Source organism: Dyella agri, assembly GCF_044904705.1.
Taxonomy (GTDB): domain Bacteria; phylum Pseudomonadota; class Gammaproteobacteria; order Xanthomonadales; family Rhodanobacteraceae; genus Rhodanobacter_A; species Rhodanobacter_A agri.
Genome location: NZ_JADIKL010000001.1, coordinates 258,587 through 275,530, shown reverse-complemented (window position 1 = coordinate 275,530; position 16,944 = coordinate 258,587). Strand labels below are relative to the sequence as shown.

Annotated in this window: 18 protein-coding genes; 4 read left to right on the top strand and 14 right to left on the bottom strand. The window is 68.5% G+C overall.

All coding sequences use genetic code 11. The features are described 5' to 3' along the window. Positions 1–30: 30 nt before the first annotated feature. The 3 genes from efpL to ISP14_RS01115 are packed head-to-tail and all read right to left on the bottom strand — an operon-like array spanning position 31 to position 2,283. Positions 31–594, bottom strand: coding sequence for an elongation factor P-like protein EfpL (gene efpL / locus ISP14_RS01125; protein ID WP_404535340.1), 564 nt, complete (start codon positions 592–594; stop codon positions 31–33). Continuing rightward, complete coding sequence (locus ISP14_RS01120) at positions 591–1,487, bottom strand: alpha/beta hydrolase (protein ID WP_404535338.1); 897 nt, start codon at positions 1,485–1,487, stop codon at positions 591–593. Before ISP14_RS01120 ends, efpL begins: the two co-directional genes overlap by 4 nt. A gap of 28 nt (positions 1,488–1,515) precedes the next feature. Then, entirely contained in the window at positions 1,516–2,283 is a 768-nt protein-coding gene (locus ISP14_RS01115) for an SDR family NAD(P)-dependent oxidoreductase (protein ID WP_404535336.1), read from the bottom strand. A 206-nt stretch (positions 2,284–2,489) separates the two neighbouring features. Here ISP14_RS01115 and ISP14_RS01110 point away from each other — a divergent pair, with 206 nt between their 5' ends. Further along, a complete protein-coding gene (locus ISP14_RS01110; protein WP_404535334.1) occupies positions 2,490–2,921 on the top strand; it encodes an RcnB family protein in 432 nt (143 codons plus the stop codon). A gap of 46 nt (positions 2,922–2,967) precedes the next feature. Here the strand turns inward: ISP14_RS01110 and ISP14_RS01105 are convergent, their stop codons facing one another. From ISP14_RS01105 to ISP14_RS01070, 8 genes are all read right to left on the bottom strand, one after another. Beyond that, positions 2,968–3,540, bottom strand: coding sequence for a GNAT family N-acetyltransferase (locus ISP14_RS01105; protein ID WP_404535331.1), 573 nt, complete (start codon positions 3,538–3,540; stop codon positions 2,968–2,970). A 13-nt stretch (positions 3,541–3,553) separates the two neighbouring features. Next, positions 3,554–4,156 (bottom strand): YdeI/OmpD-associated family protein, encoded by a 603-nt coding sequence (locus ISP14_RS01100; protein WP_404535329.1) that lies wholly within the window; start codon positions 4,154–4,156, stop codon positions 3,554–3,556. 254 nt (positions 4,157–4,410) lie between these two features. Continuing rightward, positions 4,411–4,899 (bottom strand): GNAT family N-acetyltransferase, encoded by a 489-nt coding sequence (locus tag ISP14_RS01095; protein WP_404535327.1) that lies wholly within the window; start codon positions 4,897–4,899, stop codon positions 4,411–4,413. Continuing rightward, positions 4,896–6,212 (bottom strand): metal-dependent hydrolase family protein, encoded by a 1,317-nt coding sequence (locus tag ISP14_RS01090; protein WP_404535324.1) that lies wholly within the window; start codon positions 6,210–6,212, stop codon positions 4,896–4,898. The genes ISP14_RS01095 and ISP14_RS01090 overlap by 4 nt, the downstream gene beginning before the upstream one ends. A 63-nt stretch (positions 6,213–6,275) precedes the next feature. Next, positions 6,276–7,178 (bottom strand): hydroxymethylglutaryl-CoA lyase, encoded by a 903-nt coding sequence (locus ISP14_RS01085; RefSeq protein ID WP_404535320.1) that lies wholly within the window; start codon positions 7,176–7,178, stop codon positions 6,276–6,278. Positions 7,179–7,186: 8 nt separating this feature from the next. Further along, positions 7,187–7,900 carry an alanyl-tRNA editing protein gene (locus ISP14_RS01080; protein WP_404535318.1) on the bottom strand — a complete coding sequence of 238 codons (714 nt, stop codon included), beginning with the start codon at positions 7,898–7,900 and terminating at the stop codon, positions 7,187–7,189. Between the two features lie 18 nt (positions 7,901–7,918). After that, on the bottom strand, positions 7,919–9,907 hold the full coding sequence (locus tag ISP14_RS01075) for an acetyl/propionyl/methylcrotonyl-CoA carboxylase subunit alpha (RefSeq protein ID WP_404535315.1): 1,989 nt from the start codon (positions 9,905–9,907) through the stop codon (positions 7,919–7,921). Positions 9,908–10,019: 112 nt separating this feature from the next. Next, positions 10,020–10,811: an enoyl-CoA hydratase-related protein gene (locus ISP14_RS01070; RefSeq protein ID WP_404535313.1), complete on the bottom strand. Its 792-nt coding sequence runs from the start codon at positions 10,809–10,811 to the stop codon at positions 10,020–10,022. 124 nt (positions 10,812–10,935) lie between these two features. Between ISP14_RS01070 and ISP14_RS01065 the strand changes: the two genes are divergently transcribed. The 3 genes from ISP14_RS01065 to ISP14_RS01055 are packed head-to-tail and all read left to right on the top strand — an operon-like array spanning position 10,936 to position 13,360. Then, the gene (locus tag ISP14_RS01065; protein WP_404535311.1) at positions 10,936–11,181 is read left to right on the top strand and encodes a FeoA family protein; all 246 of its coding nucleotides are present in this window, start codon (positions 10,936–10,938) and stop codon (positions 11,179–11,181) included. Next, positions 11,178–13,013, top strand: coding sequence for a ferrous iron transporter B (gene feoB, locus ISP14_RS01060; protein WP_404535309.1), 1,836 nt, complete (start codon positions 11,178–11,180; stop codon positions 13,011–13,013). The genes ISP14_RS01065 and feoB overlap by 4 nt, the downstream gene beginning before the upstream one ends. Next, entirely contained in the window at positions 13,010–13,360 is a 351-nt protein-coding gene (locus ISP14_RS01055; protein WP_404535307.1) for a DUF6587 family protein, read from the top strand. The genes feoB and ISP14_RS01055 overlap by 4 nt, the downstream gene beginning before the upstream one ends. 15 nt (positions 13,361–13,375) lie before the next feature. Here the strand turns inward: ISP14_RS01055 and ISP14_RS01050 are convergent, their stop codons facing one another. The 3 genes from ISP14_RS01050 to ISP14_RS01040 all read right to left on the bottom strand — a co-directional run bounded on the left by ISP14_RS01050 (position 13,376) and on the right by ISP14_RS01040 (position 16,783). Further along, positions 13,376–14,983: a carboxyl transferase domain-containing protein gene (locus ISP14_RS01050; protein ID WP_404535305.1), complete on the bottom strand. Its 1,608-nt coding sequence runs from the start codon at positions 14,981–14,983 to the stop codon at positions 13,376–13,378. Between the two features lie 175 nt (positions 14,984–15,158). Beyond that, positions 15,159–15,434, bottom strand: a complete 276-nt coding sequence (locus tag ISP14_RS01045) for a hypothetical protein (protein ID WP_404535303.1) — start codon at positions 15,432–15,434, stop codon at positions 15,159–15,161. 164 nt (positions 15,435–15,598) lie between these two features. After that, positions 15,599–16,783 carry a thiolase family protein gene (locus ISP14_RS01040; protein ID WP_404535301.1) on the bottom strand — a complete coding sequence of 395 codons (1,185 nt, stop codon included), beginning with the start codon at positions 16,781–16,783 and terminating at the stop codon, positions 15,599–15,601. Positions 16,784–16,944 lie beyond the last annotated feature (161 nt).

The window sequence follows — 16,944 nt, the reverse complement described above, 5'->3', positions numbered from 1 at the left end:
CGCCGGCTTGCCCGGCGCCGCCGTCGTGCATCAGGCGCGACCGGCGAACTCGCCCGTCAGCGTATTCACCCACACCTTCTCGTCGTTGGTGATGTACTCGGGCACCTGGATTTCCACGCCAGTATTGAGCTTGGCGGGCTTGGTGCGCTTGGTGGCGCTGGCACCCTTCAGTTCCGGCGCGGTGTCGACCACGGTGAGCACCACGCTGGTGGGCACCTGCAGCCCCACCGGGGCGTCGTCGATCAACTGCACGTAGAAGCCTTCCACCTCTTCCACGATGTAGCCGGCGTTGTCGCCGACCAGTTCGGGGCCGAGCAGGTATTGGGTGTAGTCCTCCGCGTCCATGAACACGAAGGCGTCGCCGTCCTTGTAGGAGAAGTTCGCGGCGCGGCGCACCAGTTCCATTTCTTTCAGGTCGTCGTCGGCGCGCAGGCTGAGGTCGAACTTGCGGCCGCCGGGGATGGAGTACAGGGTGAAGCGGAAGGTGACATTGCCACCACGCGCGGTCGGCGAGCTGCGCTCGATGTCGCGCACCTGGTACACGGTGCCTTCGTGTTCGACCACGTTGCCTTTCTTGACGTCGGAAGCTTTCATCGATTGGGTGCCTTGCTGCCAGTTTTGATTGAGATGAATCCCTGGTCCATCAGGAATCGTTGTTCGCGTCGATGGGCATCCGCAACTGCGGCCGGGTCCGGATCGAAATCGTCTTCCTGGTTGTCCAGCTTGCGCGTCAGCAGATGCCCCAGGTTCGGGTACAGCGCCAGTTCGCAGGTGACTTGCGCTGCATGCATGCGCTCGCAGAATGCCTTGGCCCCGCCGGGGCGGGTCAACGTATCGGCCTCGCCCTGTACGATCAGGGTGGGGGGCGTGGACGCGCCGGCGTGATCCAGCGGCGAGTACGCGGCAGGTTCCGCGCGCCCCTGCAGCAGGTGGCGGAACCAGCCGTCGCGGGCGGTGTTCACCGCCGGCGAGACCAGCAGCATCGCGTCCGGCCGGGTCTGTTGCAGGCTTCCGGTGTCGCTGGGGCAGGCGAGCGTGCCCGCGCTGGCGACCAGGTGGCCGCCGGCAGAAACGCCGTAGCCGGCGACGCGCGCCGGATCCAGTCTCAGCTCGGCGGCGTGCCGGCGTGCCCAGGCGAATGCGGCACAGGTATCAGCGAAGGCGTCGATCGGTGTGGCCTTGTCGCCCGACAGGCGGTAGTCGATCGCGATCGCCACCATGCCCAGCGCGGCGAAGCGACGCGCATCGTCGAAACTCCATTCGGCGCTGCCGCCACGCCAGCCACCGCCGTGGAACAACAGCACGGCGGCACGTGGCGCGGATGACACTGCCGGCGGCTCGAACACATAGGCACCGAGCGATGCCCCACCTACCGTCTGGTAGACATGGTGTTGCGGTGGTGTGGCGACCGGCGCCGTGGCGGCCGACGCCATGCCAGCCGTCAGCGCCATCACTGCCAGTCCGAGCCACTTGCACGATGCATCCATGACGCCGTCCCCCGTTGGATGTAGCGAATTACTTCGGCTGCAACCGCACCGCGCCGTCGAGGCGGATCGTCTCGCCGTTGATGTAGCGGTTGCCGAGGATGAAGGCTACGGTCTGCGCGAATTCCTCCGGCTTGCCCAGGCGCGAGGGGAACGGGATCGAGGCGGACAGCGACTCCTGCACCTGCGGCGGCATGCCGTCCACCATCGGCGTCCAGAAGATGCCCGGCGCGATGGTCGCGACGCGGATGCCAAAGCGCGACAGTTCGCGCGCCATCGGCAAGGTCATGCCCACCACACCACCCTTCGACGCGGAATAGGCGGCCTGGCCGATCTGCCCTTCATAGGCGGCCACGGAAGCGGTATTGACGATCACGCCGCGCTCGCCGTCCTCGCCCGCCTCGTTGTGCTGCATCAGCGCGGCCGCGGCCTTGGCCACATTGAAGCTGCCGACCAGGTTCACCATCACGGTGCTGGCGAAGGTGGAGAGCGGCATCGGGCCTTCCTTGCCCAGCACGCGGCCAGCGCCGAGGATGCCGGCGCAGTTCATCACCACGTTGAGGCCGCCCAGCGCCTCGCGCGCGGCAGCCACGTTGGCGGCCACGCCGTCTTCGCTGGTGACGTCGGTCTTGTAGAAGCGTGCGACGTCGCCCAGCGCCTTGGCGGCGGCCTGGCCTTTTTCCTCGTTGACGTCGAACAACGCCACCTTGCCGCCGTGCGCGACGAGATGCTGCGCCACTGCGTGGCCGAGACCGGAGGCGCCGCCGGTGATGATCGCCTTGACCTGATTGAGCTGCATGGGAGTCCCCGGAACAAATGCCGAAAGACGATAATGTTAGCCGAGCGGAGGCGGTTGCTGCAGGCTGAACGCGATACCGGCCGTCCCCCGGCGGTTCATGCCGGGTTGGGGCGCCGGGGGCGAATTTTGTGCCGGGCCGCCCGTGGGAGCCAGGCGACTGCCGGTACGATGCGGACGGGTTCCATGATCCATCGAGGGAGATCGACATGAAGAAGCTGCAGAGTCTGTCTGTCGTGTGCGGCGTGATGCTGATGTTGGCGGGCGGCACTGCGCTGGCGCAGGACTACGATCACGGGCACGACCGGGGGCATGACCGTCAATACCAGGACGATGGCGATCGCGGTCACGATCACGACCGTGACCGTGGCTACGACCGCGACGACCATGGCCACGGACACGGCCATGCGTATGGCCATTACAAGAACTGGCACGATCGTGGCGAACACGAGGGCTGGTACAGGCGCGGCGGTTATCTGCCGGTGGAATACCGCAGCACCCGCTACGTGGTGTACGACTGGCGCGCCGACCGTCTGCGCGAGCCGCCGCCTGGCTACCGCTGGGTGCGCAGCGACAACGGCGACTTCCTGCTGGTGGCGATCACCACCGGCGTGATTGTCGACTTGCTGCTCAACCACTGAGCCACATCGGAACGAGTGGCGCGCCCGCAATGCGGGCGCGCCATTTTCATGTGGTCCGGTCCAGCAGGGCGCGCAACGCCGGTGTCGCGGCAAGCGCGGAGAACGGCGTCACCGCCGGTGGTGGGAAGGCCGCGGGTTGCAGGGTCTTCTGCCATACCCCCACGTCCCACCACTGGTCCAGCTTCCAGCCGCACTGCCGCCACACGCCCGCAGGCGTGAAGCCCAGCGATTCGTGGAACGCCACGCTGCTGGCGCCGGGCAGGGTGATCACGCCTACTGCCTGGGTAAGGCCTTGCAGGCACATCGCTTCGAGCAAGGTGCCATAGAGCCGGCGCGCGATACCGCGACGCTGCCCGTCGGGGTGCACGTAGATCGAGGTTTCGGCGATCCAGTCGTAGGCGGCGCGCTCGCGGAAGCGGCCGGCGTACGCATAGGCCAGCACCTCGCCGGATGCCTCCCACACCAGCCATGGGTAGTGCGGCAGGCGGGCCAGGATGCGTTCGCGCATCGCGTCGGCGCCGGGCAGCACGTTCTCGAAGGTGGCGACGCCGCTTTCGACGTGCGGCGCGTAAATCGCGTGGATGGCGGCGGCGTCCGCGGCCTGGGCGATGCGGATCATCGGGAGGAGGCTCTCAGCATGCTTCGTATTTCCAGTTGCGCCGCTTGCCCTCGGCCAGCCATTCCAACGTGGTGGCAAGGCGCTTCTGACGAGTGGCGTCGGTCTTGGCTTCGGTGATCCAGTCGATGTACTCGCGCTGGGCACCGGGCGGGAAGCCTGCCCAGGTCTTGCGCGCGGCGGCGTGCGGCCGTTTCGCGAGCAGGGCGGCGAGATCATCGGGCAGGGCCGGCGGCGCTTTGCTGCCGGCCTTGGGGCGTACCTGCTTCACGCCGGCCTCGTTCAACGCCATCGCCTTGCGGAGCAGGGCGGCCAACTCCTTTTTCGGCGGCAGATCCTGCAACGACGCCAGCTTGCCGAACTGGCCCATGCCCTCTTCGCTGCTGCTTCCGGTGACTTCCTTCGACAACCAGAAGCCGAAGCTGCAGTGCTGCTTGAACGCGGCCATGTGGCACATCGGCGCGCCCTTGTAGCTGAAGAACGGCATGCTCCATTTGATGCCTTCCTCCACCTCGGGGCAGGCGGCGTGCACGGTAGCGCGCAGGTGTTCGAGGATCGGCCGGGCGAACTCGGCGGACTTGGCGATGTAGGCGTCGATGCGGGGTTCGTGCGTGCTCATGGCGTCACCTTAGAGCTTGTTCAATGTCCCCACATGGCCCGCGCCGGGATCTGTTGGCGCACAGCCAAGGAAGAACGAAGGAGTGGACGTCCGTCCACGACGGAGTGATGACGCAGGCATGCGGGCAAACAGACCCGGCCCGCACGCGGGGAGAGTCCATGGATGGACTCGGCCTTGAGGAGCGAGGAAGGGTTGCTCGCGCATGGCGGCCACGGCAAGGCAACGCGGGTTATGTGGGGACATTGAACAGGCTCTTACAGCTCACGGATGAACCAGCGGTCGCAGCCGTGATGGCCGGTGCCGCCCATGGGAGCGCAGATCGGCACGAAGCCGCTGCGCCGATACAGCGTTTGCGCTGCGTCCATGCCGGTGAGTGTTTCGAGGTAGCAGCGCCTGAAACCGTGCATGCGCGCCGCGTCCAGGCAGCGCTGCATCATCGCGCCGCCGGCACCGATGCCGCGCGCCGCGGGCAGGAAGTACATCTTGCGCAGCTCGCACACGTCCGGCTCGCCGTCCGCCAGCGGCGCCACGCCGCCGCCGCCGACCACCACGCCGTCGCGTTCGACCACGAAGTAGCTGCAGCGTGGTTGCGCGTAGGCCGCATGCATCGCGTCGACCTCGGCATCGTGGATCGCGAAGCCGGGGCCGTCGGCGCCGAATTCGGGCATGACCGCGCGGATGATCGCGGCGATCGCGGCGTCGTCGCGCGGTTCGATGGGGCGGATCAGGAAGGCGTCGCTCATGGCGTGCCCGCGGGCGTGCGGTACACCACGCCGTCCTTCATCACGAACACCGGATGGGCGAGATCGCCGATGCGTGCGCTGGGGTCGCCCGCAAAGGCGGCGAGGTCGGCATGCAGGCCGGGCGCGACGCGGCCGAACTCCGTCTGCTGGCGCAGGATGCGCGCGGCCACGTCGGTGGCGGCGTGCAATGCCTGGGCTGGCGTCATGCCGTCGGCCACCATCGCGGCCGGCTCGCGCCAGTTCTCGCCGTGCGCGAACACGCCCACATCGCTGCCGTTGCCGATCGTCACGCCCAGCTTCAGCGCGGTGCGGAACGCGTGTGCGGCTTCCTGCATGGCCGGCGTGGGCGGCGATTGCCCGGGCACGTAGTGCTGGAAATACTCGGAGGTGGCTTCCACCGCGGTGAGCGTGGGCTCGTAGGCCACACCTTTCTGCTTCATCAGCTGAAAGGTGGCCTCGCTGGTGCCGTAGCCGTGCTCGATGGTATCCACGCCGCCTTCCACCGCGTTGCGCACGCCGGCCTCGCTGGCTGCATGCGCGGCGACCGGGCGGCCGATCTGGTGGGCGGCCGCCACGATAGCCTTGATCTCGGCCGGGGACAGCGTGGGCATGGTTTCGCCATGGTCGCCCACGCGGTAGTCGGCGTACAGCTTGATCCAGTCCGCGCCGCGCGCCGCCTGTTCGCGCACGGCGGCCACGGCGGCATCCACGCCGGTCACCGGTTGCGCGCCTTGCGGCAGATCCAGGTCGGGCCGGAAGCCGCGGGGCCCCGGTCCGTAGCTGGCGGTGGCGACGATGGCGCGCGTGGCCACGAACAGGCGCGGGCCGGGAATCAACCCTTCCTCGATCGCACGCTTGATCGATACGTCGGCAAAACCGGCACCCTCGGTGCCCAGGTCGCGCAAGGCGGTGAAGCCGGCGAGCAAGGTGTCGCGCGCGTGCTTCGCGGCTTCAAGCGTGCGGTAATCCTGCGGCTCGGTGAGGACCTGGTCGTTCCACAGCGTCTCGTTGTACGGATGCAGGAACAAGTGCGAATGCAGGTCGGCCAGGCCGGGCGTGAGCGTGGCGCCTGGCAGCGCGATGCGCTGCGCGCCGGCCGGCGCGTCGATCGACGCCACCGGGCCTACTGCGGCGATCCGGCCATCGTGCACCAGTACGGCCCAGCCGGCATGCGCGGCGTCACCGTCGGCGGTCCACACCCGGTCCGGCAGCAGCAGCCAGTCGCCCTTGGGCGTGGTCGCGGCGGCGGCCATGGAACACAGCAGGGGCAGCAGCAGTGCCGCCGTCCACCGGAGCATCGGGCTTGTGCGCATCGTTCGTCCCCTTGCCGATCGAACGGTCGATGATAGCGAGCGCGCCAGGGATTGCGCGAAGGCTCAGCCCGCGGCCGTGCGCGCCTTGGTGACGCGGCTGGCGGTGTCCTTGTGCAATTGCGCGGCCAGCCAGGCGCCGGTGGCGACGAGCAGGTCGAGGTCGACGCCGGTTTCTATGCCCATCCCGTGCAGCATGTAGGCCACGTCTTCGCTGGCCACGTTGCCGGTCGCGCCCTTGGCGTAGGGGCAACCGCCGGTGCCGGAGACCGCGCTGTCTACCACGCGCACGCCTTCTTCGAGGCAGGCCAGGATGTTGGCCAGCGCCTGGCCGTAGGTGTCGTGGAAGTGCACGGCCAGCGCGGCCATCGGCACTTCGCGGGACACCGCGCGCAGCATCGCACGCGCCTTCGCCGGCGTGCCGACGCCGATGGTGTCGCCCAGGGAGATCTCGTAGCAGCCGAGCGCGTGCAGGCGTTGCGCCACGCGTACCACGTCGCTCACCGGCACTTCGCCCTGGTAGGGGCAGCCGAGCACGGTGGAGACATAGCCGCGCACTGCCACGCCGTCGGCCTTCGCCCGCTCCAGCACCGGCACGAAGCGTTCGATGGACTCGTCGATCGAGGCGTTGATGTTCTTGCGGTTGAACGCTTCGCTGGCGGCGGTGAACACCGCGACTTCGCCGGCACCAGCTTCGCGCGCCCGTTCGTAGCCTTGCAGGTTGGGCACCAGCACCGGGTAGCTCACGCCCGGTACCTTGCGGATACCGGCGAATACTTCGGCCGCATCGGCGAGCTGCGGCACCCACTTCGGGCTGACGAAGCTGGTGGCTTCGATGGTCTTGAGTCCGGTGGAGGAAAGGCGGTCGATCAGCGCGATCTTCACTTCGGCCGGTAGCAGGGTCTTCTCGTTCTGCAGACCGTCGCGGGCACCAACTTCGACGATGCGTACGTGCTTGTCAGTATTCATGGGTTGGCTCAATCCGCGAAAGTCACGGCCACGCGTTTGTTGTGGCTGCCCTTGTTCTCGATCTTGCTCACGCGTAGCGCGCCGATTTCGCCGGTGCGCGCCACGTGAGTGCCCCCGCAGGGCTGCAAGTCCACGCCCTCGATCTCCACCAACCGGATCTGCGGCAGGTGCAGCGGCGGGGTGACCGACATGGTGCGGATAAGCTCCGGCTGCGCAGCCAGTTCGGTGCCGCTGATGTGGCTGACGTGCAGCGGCGTGTCGGCGGCCACGAGGCGCTGGAGGCCTGCGGTGAGTTCGTCCGCATCGAGTGTGATGCCCAGGCCGCCGAGATCAAAGTCCAGCCGGCCGCCATGGTCGGTGAGGTTGCCGCCAGTGACGCCGGCTTTGACCAGCGAGCCGAGCAGGTGCAAGCCGGTATGCATGCGCATGTGGCGGTGGCGGCGCTCCCAGTCCAGCGTCAGCGTGACCGCCGTGCCCGGCACCAATCGCGGTGCGTCGGTGGGAAGCTGATGCAGGATTTCGCGCGTCTCGCGGTCGCGGCGGGTATCGAGGACGGGCCACGCGCTACCGTTGGCCAGGCGCAGCGTGCCCGTATCGCCCGGTTGGCCGCCGCCGACCGGATAGCAGACGGTGTCGGCCAGCACCAGGCCGGCTTCGTCGTGGCGCACCACCTGCGTCTCGCATTCGCGCAGATAGGGATCGCGGTAGAACAGCTCGGCCACGGCAACCTCCTCGCTGGATCAGCTGGCGAAGCGCACCAGCACCGCATCGGCCTCAACGAAATCGCCTTGCGCGGCCGACACGCTCTCGATGGTGCCGGCGCGCGGAGCCTTCAAGGCCAGTTCCATCTTCATCGCCTCCATCACCAGCAGCTCCTGGCCTTCCTCGACGGTGTCGCCGGGGCTGGCCTTCACCAGCACGATGCGGCCGGGCATGGGCGCGACGACCTGGTTGCCGCCCGCGGCATCCTTCGATGTCCAGGCGTAGGCGGCGGCGCGGTCGAGCCGCCAGCGGCGGCCGTCGGCGTCGTGCAGCAGCACGCGGCGCGCGTTCGCAAGCACGTCGTGACGTTCGGCCTCGTCGTCGAAGCGGGCGCTGAGCGCGTCGCCGCCCAGCCGCGCACCGCGCACTTCGCAGGCGCTGTCACCGTGGTGCAGGCGGTAGTCGCCGGCATGGCCGTAGGCTTCGATCTCGAAACGGGATTCGCCGCGCGTGAACGCAACGACGCGCTTGCCGGCGTGGCCGACGCGCCACGCGTCGGCGCTGGCCCAGGGCGAATACGGGTCGGCGGGATTCGCCGCGACGTGCGCTTCGTCGTGCAGCAGGGCGGCGGTGGCGGCGGCGAACAGCGTGCGCACATCGGGTTCGCTGTGACCGGCGACGAATTCGTCGAGATGGCGGTCGAGGTAGCCGGTGTCGATGCGCGCCTCGACGACGGCGGGATGGCGTGCAAGCCGTTCGAGGAAGGCGATGTTGGATTTCGGTCCCTCGATCTCGCACCCGGCCAGCGCCTCGCGCAGGCGCTCCAGGGCTTGCGGGCGATCCGCATCCCACACGATCAGCTTGGCGATCATCGGGTCGTAGAAGATCGTCACCGTGTCGCCCTGGATCACGCCGCCGTCCAGGCGCACGTGGCGTGAGGGCGCGGGCAGGCGCAGTGCCTGCAGCTTGCCCGAGCCGGGCAGGAAGTTCTGCTCGGGATCCTCTGCGTACAGGCGCACCTCGATCGCATGGCCGTGCGAGGCCACTTGCTCCTGCACCAGCGGCAGCGGCTCGCCATGGGCGACGCGCAACTGCCATTCCACGAGGTCGATGTCGTGGGTGAGCTCGGTGACCGGATGCTCGACCTGCAGGCGCGTGTTCATCTCCATGAAGTGGAAATCGCCGGCGGGGCCGACGATGAACTCCACCGTGCCCGCGCCGACGTAGTTCACCGCGCGTGCGGCGGCGACGGCGGCGGCGCCCATCGCGGCGCGCTTCTCCGGAGTGAGGAAGGGCGAGGGTGTTTCCTCCAGCACCTTCTGGTAGCGGCGCTGCGCCGAACACTCGCGCTCGCCCAGGTGGATGATGTTGCCTTGGCGGTCGCCGAACACCTGGAATTCGATGTGGCGCGGCTGCTCGATGTAGCGCTCCAGCAGCATGCTGGCGTCGCCGAACGCGGACTGCGCCACACGCTGCGCGGTCGCCAGCGCCTCGGGGAATTCGGCGTCCGAGCGCACGATCTGCATGCCTTTGCCGCCGCCGCCCGCCGAAGGCTTGATGATCAGCGGGTAGCCGATCCGGTGTGCCTGTTCGGCGAGGAAGGCGTTGTCCTGGTTGTCGCCGTCGTAGCCCGGCACCAGCGGCACGTCGTGCTTTGCCATCAGCTGCTTGGCGGCGGCCTTCGAGCCCATCGCCTCGATGCTCTCGGGGTCGGGCCCGATGAAGACGATGCCGGCCTCCCGGCAGGCGCGCGAGAACGCGGTGTTCTCGGAGAGGAAGCCGTAGCCGGGATGGATGGCTTGCGCGCCGCTTTTTTTCGCCGCGTCGAGGATCGCGTCGATACGCAGGTAGGACTCGGCCGGCTGCGGGCCACCGATCGGCCAGGCCTCGTCGGCGAGGCGCACGTGCTGTGCGTCGCGGTCCGCTTCCGAATACACCGCGATGCTGCGGATGCCGAGCCGGCGGCAGGTGCGGATCACACGGCAGGCGATCTCGCCGCGGTTGGCGATCAGTACGCGTTCGAACATGCGAGTTCCTTGGCCCGGGCGGTGCAAAGCCCCGGAAATTTAGCAGATGCGCGCCACCGCGCCGATTCGCAGCGCAGCAAAGGCCCAGCTTGTGCGGAGATGGTGGACGGCTCTAAGGCGCGATCCATGCCGGCGCGCGCTTGTCGAGGAAGGCGGTGAGCCCTTCCTGGCCTTCCGGCGAAACCCGCAGGCGGGCGATCAGCGCCGCATTGTCGCGGTCGAGCTGCTCGGCGGCGCGCTCGTCGAGGCCGCCCATGCGGAACGCCAGCTGCTTGGCCTGGCGCTGTGCCTCGGGGCCGGCCTTGGCGAGCTGCTTGAGCGTGGAGGACACGGTGTCGTCCAGCGCCTCGGATGCGACGGCCTGGTGCAGCAGCCCGATGCGCTGCGCGTCGAAGGCGTCGAACACCTCGCCGGTGAGGAATAGCTTGCGCGCCTGGCGCAGGCCGATGGCGGCGACCACGTAGGGCGAGATCGCTGCAGGCACCAGGCCCAGCTTCACTTCGGTGAGGCCGAACTTCGCGCCATCCGCGCCAATCGCGATGTCGCAGCAGGCGACCAGGCCCACGCCGCCGCCGTAGGCCGCGCCATTGACCCGGGCGAGGGTGGGCTTGGGGCAGAACTGCAGGCTGCGCATCAGCCGCGCCAGGCGCAGCGAGTCGTCGCGGTTCTCCTGCTCGCTGGCCCGGGCCATGCCGCGCATCCAGTTGAGGTCCGCCCCGGCAGAGAAGCTGGCGCCGCTGCCGGTGAGCACCAGGGCGCGCACCGCCGGATCGCGGCCGGCAGCCTCGATGGCGGCGGTGAGTTCGGCGATCAGCGCGTCGTCGAAGGCGTTGTGCACCTCGGGGCGATGCATGGTGAGCGTACGCACGCCGGCACGATCGGAGATCAGGACAGAGGCGGTCATCGACGGATCCTGCAAGGGGAGGCGGACATCTTAAATCGTCGTGCGACGCCGGCCGGGCAGCACTGCAACAAATGCGAAATGTGGTTACAATGCGAACCATTCTTATTTGTAAGCGGATCGATCCGTGCGCTTGTCCGACTTGCCGAAGGGTACTGAGGCCGTGGTGGATCGTGTGGACGATGCCCACACGAACGATCCGATCGCGCAGCGCCTGCGCGACCTCGGCTTCGTCGACGGCGAGGCGGTGCGGGTGGTCGCCTGCGCCCCGTTGGGAGGCGATCCGCTGTTGATCCAGATCGGCTTCACCCGCTTCGCGCTGCGCCGCGCCGAGGCCGCCCGGGTCAGCGTGCGCTCCGAGGTGGCGGCATGAGTGCGAACGCGCTGCGCATCGCCCTGGTGGGCAACCCGAACTGCGGCAAGACCGCGCTGTTCAACCTGCTCACCGGCGGCCGGCAGAAAGTGGCCAACTATGCCGGCGTCACCATCGAACGCAAGGAAGGGCGTTTCATGGCGCCGTCCGGGCGCGTACTGCAGATCCTCGACCTGCCTGGCGCCTACAGCTTCGACACGGTCAGCCCCGACGAGCAGATCACCCGCGACGTGCTGGAGGGCAATTATCCCGGCGAGGCGCCGCCCGACCTGATCGTCTGCGTGGCCGACGCCACCAATCTGCGCCTGCATCTGCGCTTCCTGCTGGAGGTGCGGCGGCTGGGCCGTCCGGTGGTGCTGGCGCTGAACATGATGGATGCGGCGCGCCGGCGCGGCATCGCGATCGACGTGCCGGAACTGTCGCGCCGGCTGGGCTTGCCAGTGGTGGAAACCATCGCGGTGAAACGCGGCGGCGCGAAGGCGCTGGTGGAGCGCGTGGACGGCGAGCTGCCCACGCCCGCGCCGGCGCAGCCCGATGATGCGGCCAGCCGGGCGGACCTGCACGCCGAGGTGCGCGAGCTGCTTGCCGCCACCGTGAGCATGCCGCGCCGCACGGCGGAGCTGGACGACGCGCTGGACCGCTGGGCGCTGCATCCGGTGTTCGGCCTGGCGATCCTCGCGGTAGTGATGTTCCTGGTGTTCCAGGCGGTATATGCCGCCGGCAAGCCGATGAGCGACCTGATCGGCGACGGCTTCGCCTGGCTGGGCGGACACGTGGCCGCGCTGCTGCCGTCGGGGCCGCTGCAAGGCCTGGTGGTCGACGGCCTGTTCGGCGGCCTCGGCACCGTGCTGGGCTTCCTGCCCGAGATCCTGGTGCTGTTCTTCTTCATCCTCACGTTGGAAGAGTCCGGCTACCTGCCGCGAGCGGCCTTCCTGCTCGACCGGCTGATGCTGTCGGTGGGCCTGACCGGGCGTTCGTTCATCCCGCTGCTGTCCAGTTTCGCCTGTGCGATCCCCGGCATCATGGGCACGCGCAGCATCCAGGATCCACGCGACCGCCTCGCCACCATCCTGGTGGCGCCGCTGATGACCTGCTCGGCGCGGCTGCCGGTGTACGCACTGCTGATCGCCGCGTTCATTCCCTCGCGCGCCGTGCTCGGCGTGTTCAACCTGCAGGGCCTGGTGCTGTTCGCGCTGTACGCCGCGGGCGTGCTCGGCGCGATGACGGTGGGCTGGGTGATGAAGCACCTGCATCGCGACCGCAGCGAACACGCCTTGCTGATGGAGCTTCCGGCGTATCGCCTGCCGAAGACGCGCGACGTGGCGATCGGCATGTACGAGCGCGGCATGGTTTTCCTGAAGCGGCTGACCGGCGTGATCCTCGCGCTCACCGTGCTGATGTGGGCGCTGTCCAGCTTCCCCGCGCCGCCGGCGGGCGCCACCGGGCCGGCGATCGACTACAGCTTCGCCGGCCACCTGGGCCACGGGCTGGCGCACATCTTCGGACCGATCGGCTTCAACTGGCAGATGAGCCTGGCGCTGATCCCGGCCTTCGCCGCGCGCGAAACCGCGGTGGCCGCACTGGCCACGGTGTACGCGGTGGGCGGCGACGCAGGTGCACTGGCGCCGGCCATGGCCTCGCACGTATCGCTGGCCAGCGCGCTGTCGCTGCTGGTGTGGTTTGCCTATGCGCCGCAGTGCATGTCGACGCTGGCCGTCATCAGGCGCGAGACCGGCGAATGGCGCAATGTGGCAGTTTCGTTCGGCTACCAGTTCGTGATGGCGTACGCGGCGTCCTTCCTCGTCTACCAGATCGCGAGTGCGCTGGCATGAGCACCGGCCTGCTGATCCAATACATCGTGCTCGGCCTGATCGTGGCGGCCAGCGTGCTGGTGGTGTTCCGCAAGCTGGCGCCGCAGCTCACCAACCGCTGGCTGGCGGCCGCTTCCATCCGCCTCGCGCGCCGGCGCGACTCGCGCTTCGCCCAAGTGCTCAGTCGCCGTCTGCAGCCGAAACAGGCTACCGGCAACTGCGCCGACGGCTGCAGCACCTGCGGTGCCTGCGGGCCGAAGAAGCCGGCTTCGGTATCGCCTTCGGCATCGCGCGGCCCCGGCGGTTCCGGGCAAGCCCGGATCGCGGTGGAGCCGATGCCGCTGCATTTCCGCCCGCGTTCGCGCTGAGCCACACCGCGGCGTTTACATGCGGAACACGCCGTAGCGCTGCGGTTCGATCGGCGCATTCATCGATGCGGAAATCGCCAGCCCAAGCACGCGGCGGGTGTCGGCCGGGTCGATGATGCCGTCGTCCCACAGTCGCGCGCTGGCGTAGTAGGGATGGCCTTGGCGCTCGTACTGCTCCCGGATCGGCGCCTTGAAGGCGTCCTCTTCCTCCGCGCTCCATGACTTGCCGGCGGCCTCGATGCCGTCGCGCTTCACCGTGGCCAGCACGCTGGCGGCCTGTTCGCCGCCCATCACGCTGATGCGCGCGTTCGGCCACATCCACAGGAAGCGCGCGCCGTAGGCGCGGCCGCACATCGCATAGTTGCCGGCGCCGAAGCTGCCACCGATCACCACGGTGAACTTCGGCACGTGCGAGCAGGCGACGGCGGTGACCATCTTGGCACCGTCTTTGGCGATGCCGGCCTGTTCGTACTTCTTGCCGACCATGAAGCCGGTGATGTTCTGCAGGAACACCAGCGGTACGTTGCGCTGGTTGCACAGCTCGATGAAGTGCGCGCCCTTGAGCGCGCTTTCGGCGAACAGGATGCCGTTGTTGGCGACGATGCCCACCGGGTAGCCGTGGATGTGCGCGAAGCCGGTGACCAGGGTCTTGCCGTAGCGCGCCTTGAATTCATGGAACTCCGAGCCGTCCACGATGCGTGCGATCACCTCGCGGATGTCGAACGGGCGGCGGGTGTCTTCGGGAATCACGCCGTACAACTCGTCGGCCGGGTATTTCGGCTCCGCCGGTTCGCGCAGGGCCAGCGGCACGGCCTTCTTGCGGTTGAGGCTGGCGACGATGTCGCGCGCGATGCTCAGCGCGTGCGCGTCGTTCTCGGCGAAGTGGTCGGCCACGCCCGAGATGGAGGTATGGACGTCCGCACCGCCCAGCGTCTCGGCATCGACCACTTCGCCGGTGGCCGCCTTCACCAGCGGCGGGCCGCCCAGGAAGATGGTGCCTTGCTCGCGCACGATGATGGTTTCGTCGCTCATCGCCGGCACGTAGGCGCCGCCGGCGGTGCACGAACCCATCACCACGGCGATCTGCGGGATGCCGAGGCCGGACATGCGCGCCTGGTTGTAGAAGATGCGGCCGAAGTGTTCTTTGTCCGGGAATACCTCGTCCTGCAGCGGCAGGAAGGCGCCGCCGGAGTCGACCAGGTAGACGCAGGGCAGGCGGTTCTCCAGCGCCACTTCCTGCGCGCGCAGGTGCTTCTTCACCGTCATCGGGAAATAGGTGCCGCCCTTGACGGTGGCGTCGTTGGCGACCACCACCACTTCGGTGCCGTGCACCCGGCCGATGCCGGTGATGATGCCGGCGGCGGGCGCTGCGTCGTCGTACATGCCGTGCGCGGCCAGCGGCGAGAGTTCGAGAAACGGCGAGCCGGGATCGAGCAGGGCGCGGATGCGCTCGCGCGGCAGCAGCTTGCCGCGGGCGACGTGCTTCTCGCGTGCCTTGGCGCCGCCGCCTTCGGCGCTGTTCGCCAGTTCATGGCGCAGTTCGTCGGTGAGCTGGCGCAGGCGTCCGCTGCTGGCCTGGAACTCGGGAGAACGCGGATCGATCTGCGAGACGATGACACTCATGCGCGGCGGCCGTCGAGATGAAACCGTGGATGATAACGGCTGCGCCGTGCGGTGAATCGTGCGGCCCGAAAGCGGGCTCGGCGCTACCCGGCCAGATCCCAGGGATGAGCGTACCGAAACGGCCAAAAAAAACGGCCGCGCGAGGCGGCCGTTTTCCGAACCACGGTAACGTGGATCAGTGCGCGGTGCTGGCGGCAGCCGGAGCAGCGGCGGTGGAAGCCGGAGCAGCAGCGGTCGAAGCCGGGGCAGCAGCGGTCGAGGCCGGAGCAGCAGCCGGAGCAGCGGCGGTGGCCGCCGGAGCAGCCGCGGCAGCCTTCTGGGCCTGGTCAGCGGACTGCTGAGCCTGGTCAGCAGACTGCTGGGCGTTCTGCGCGGAATCCTGCGCGCCGTTGCTGCAAGCCGCCAGCAGCGCGACGAGCGCGGAGGCGAGTAGGGTACGCGTAAACTTCATGGTGGATCTCCTTTGCCGTGGAATGCCGTTTGGCCGTGTATTAATACCGCTTTCGCGGGTCTTGCGCCATATCTTTCGAAGCGCGGCTTCAGACTCCGTTGAAAGCCGGTTCAACGCAGTTTAAGTGGATGCGTATCAAAACGCGGGCGCCGGGGCCGTGCGATTCAGTCCAGGCATTCTACCGCGATCGCCGTGGCCTCGCCGCCGCCGATGCACAGGCTGGCGATGCCGCGCTTGAGGCCGCGGGTTTTCAAGGCATTGAGCAGGGTCACTACCAGGCGGGCGCCGCTGGCGCCGATCGGATGGCCGAGGGCGCAGGCGCCGCCGTTGACGTTGAGCTTTTCGTGCGGAATGCCGAGTTCGCGGATCGGCGCCATGGCCACTACCGCAAAGGCCTCGTTGACTTCGAACAGGTCGACATCGCTGATTTTCCAGCCGGTTTTATCGAGCAGCTTCTGGATGGCGCCCACCGGGGCGGTGGTGAACCATTCCGGCTCCTGCGAATGGGTGGCATGGGCGACGATGCGGGCCAGCGGCTTGAGGCCGCGCGCCTTGGCGTCGTCGGCCGACAGCAGCACCACGGCTGCGGCGCCGTCGGAGATGCTGGACGAGCTGGCGGCGGTGATGGTGCCGTTCTCCTTGCGGAAGGCCGGCTTGAGCGTGGGGATCTTGCCGATGTCGGAGCGGCCGGGCTGCTCGTCGGTGTCCACCACCACGTCGCCCTTGCGGCCGGCCACGGTGACCGGGACGATCTCGCCGGCGAACGCGCCGGACTGCTGCGCCGCCAGGGCGCGCTTCACCGATTCCGTCGCGAACGCATCCTGCTCCTCGCGGCTGAAGTGGTACTTGTCGGCGCACAGCTCGCCGAACACGCCCATCGCCTTGCCGTCGTAGGGGTTGGTCAGGCCGTCCCAGGCCATGTGGTCGACCAGCTTGCCGTCGCCGTAGCGGATGCCGGTGCGCGCCTGCACCATGTGCGGGGCGTTGGTCATCGACTCCATGCCGCCGGCCACCACGACCGCCGCCGAGCCGGCCTTGATCAGGTCGTGGCCGAGCATGATCGCCTTCATGCCCGAGCCGCACACCTTGTTGATGGTGGTGCAGCCGGCGCCCGCCGGCAGGCCGGCTTCCAGCGAAGCCTGGCGGGCCGGTGCCTGGCCCAGGTTGGCGGGCAGCACGCAGCCCATGATGACCTCGCCGACGTCGGCGGCGCCCACGCCGGACTGCTCCAGCGCGGCGCGGATCGCCGTGGCGCCCAGCTTCGGCGTGGGCACGCCGGTGAACTGGCCGAGGAAGGAGCCGATGGCGGTGCGCTTGGCACCGGCGATGACAACGCTGACGTCGGACATGGGGATCTCCGCAGAATCTACGAATGGCGCGTGGCGCCGGGGAAGCAACTAGTTGATTATCGCAGCCGATGGCGCAGTGCGGCAAACCGGGCGGACGGCGTCGCTCCGGGAGGCTTAATCGCAGCCTGTTGCGCCGGTTGTTGTGCCACACTGGATCGTCG

Coding starts and splice junctions, on each gene's coding strand:
- ISP14_RS01095 (WP_404535327.1), bottom strand. CDS start 4,899: ATGAGCGACGCCTTCCTGATCCGCCCCATCGAACCGCGCGACGACGCC.
- ISP14_RS01055 (WP_404535307.1), top strand. CDS start 13,010: ATGAGCACCGGCCTGCTGATCCAATACATCGTGCTCGGCCTGATCGTG.
- ISP14_RS01120 (WP_404535338.1), bottom strand. CDS start 1,487: ATGGATGCATCGTGCAAGTGGCTCGGACTGGCAGTGATGGCGCTGACG.
- ISP14_RS01115 (WP_404535336.1), bottom strand. CDS start 2,283: ATGCAGCTCAATCAGGTCAAGGCGATCATCACCGGCGGCGCCTCCGGT.
- ISP14_RS01070 (WP_404535313.1), bottom strand. CDS start 10,811: ATGACCGCCTCTGTCCTGATCTCCGATCGTGCCGGCGTGCGTACGCTC.
- ISP14_RS01100 (WP_404535329.1), bottom strand. CDS start 4,156: ATGAGCACGCACGAACCCCGCATCGACGCCTACATCGCCAAGTCCGCC.
- ISP14_RS01075 (WP_404535315.1), bottom strand. CDS start 9,907: ATGTTCGAACGCGTACTGATCGCCAACCGCGGCGAGATCGCCTGCCGT.
- ISP14_RS01085 (WP_404535320.1), bottom strand. CDS start 7,178: ATGAATACTGACAAGCACGTACGCATCGTCGAAGTTGGTGCCCGCGAC.
- ISP14_RS01105 (WP_404535331.1), bottom strand. CDS start 3,540: ATGATCCGCATCGCCCAGGCCGCGGACGCCGCCGCCATCCACGCGATT.
- ISP14_RS01045 (WP_404535303.1), bottom strand. CDS start 15,434: ATGAAGTTTACGCGTACCCTACTCGCCTCCGCGCTCGTCGCGCTGCTG.
- efpL (WP_404535340.1), bottom strand. CDS start 594: ATGAAAGCTTCCGACGTCAAGAAAGGCAACGTGGTCGAACACGAAGGC.
- ISP14_RS01110 (WP_404535334.1), top strand. CDS start 2,490: ATGAAGAAGCTGCAGAGTCTGTCTGTCGTGTGCGGCGTGATGCTGATG.
- feoB (WP_404535309.1), top strand. CDS start 11,178: ATGAGTGCGAACGCGCTGCGCATCGCCCTGGTGGGCAACCCGAACTGC.
- ISP14_RS01040 (WP_404535301.1), bottom strand. CDS start 16,783: ATGTCCGACGTCAGCGTTGTCATCGCCGGTGCCAAGCGCACCGCCATC.
- ISP14_RS01090 (WP_404535324.1), bottom strand. CDS start 6,212: ATGCGCACAAGCCCGATGCTCCGGTGGACGGCGGCACTGCTGCTGCCC.
- ISP14_RS01050 (WP_404535305.1), bottom strand. CDS start 14,983: ATGAGTGTCATCGTCTCGCAGATCGATCCGCGTTCTCCCGAGTTCCAG.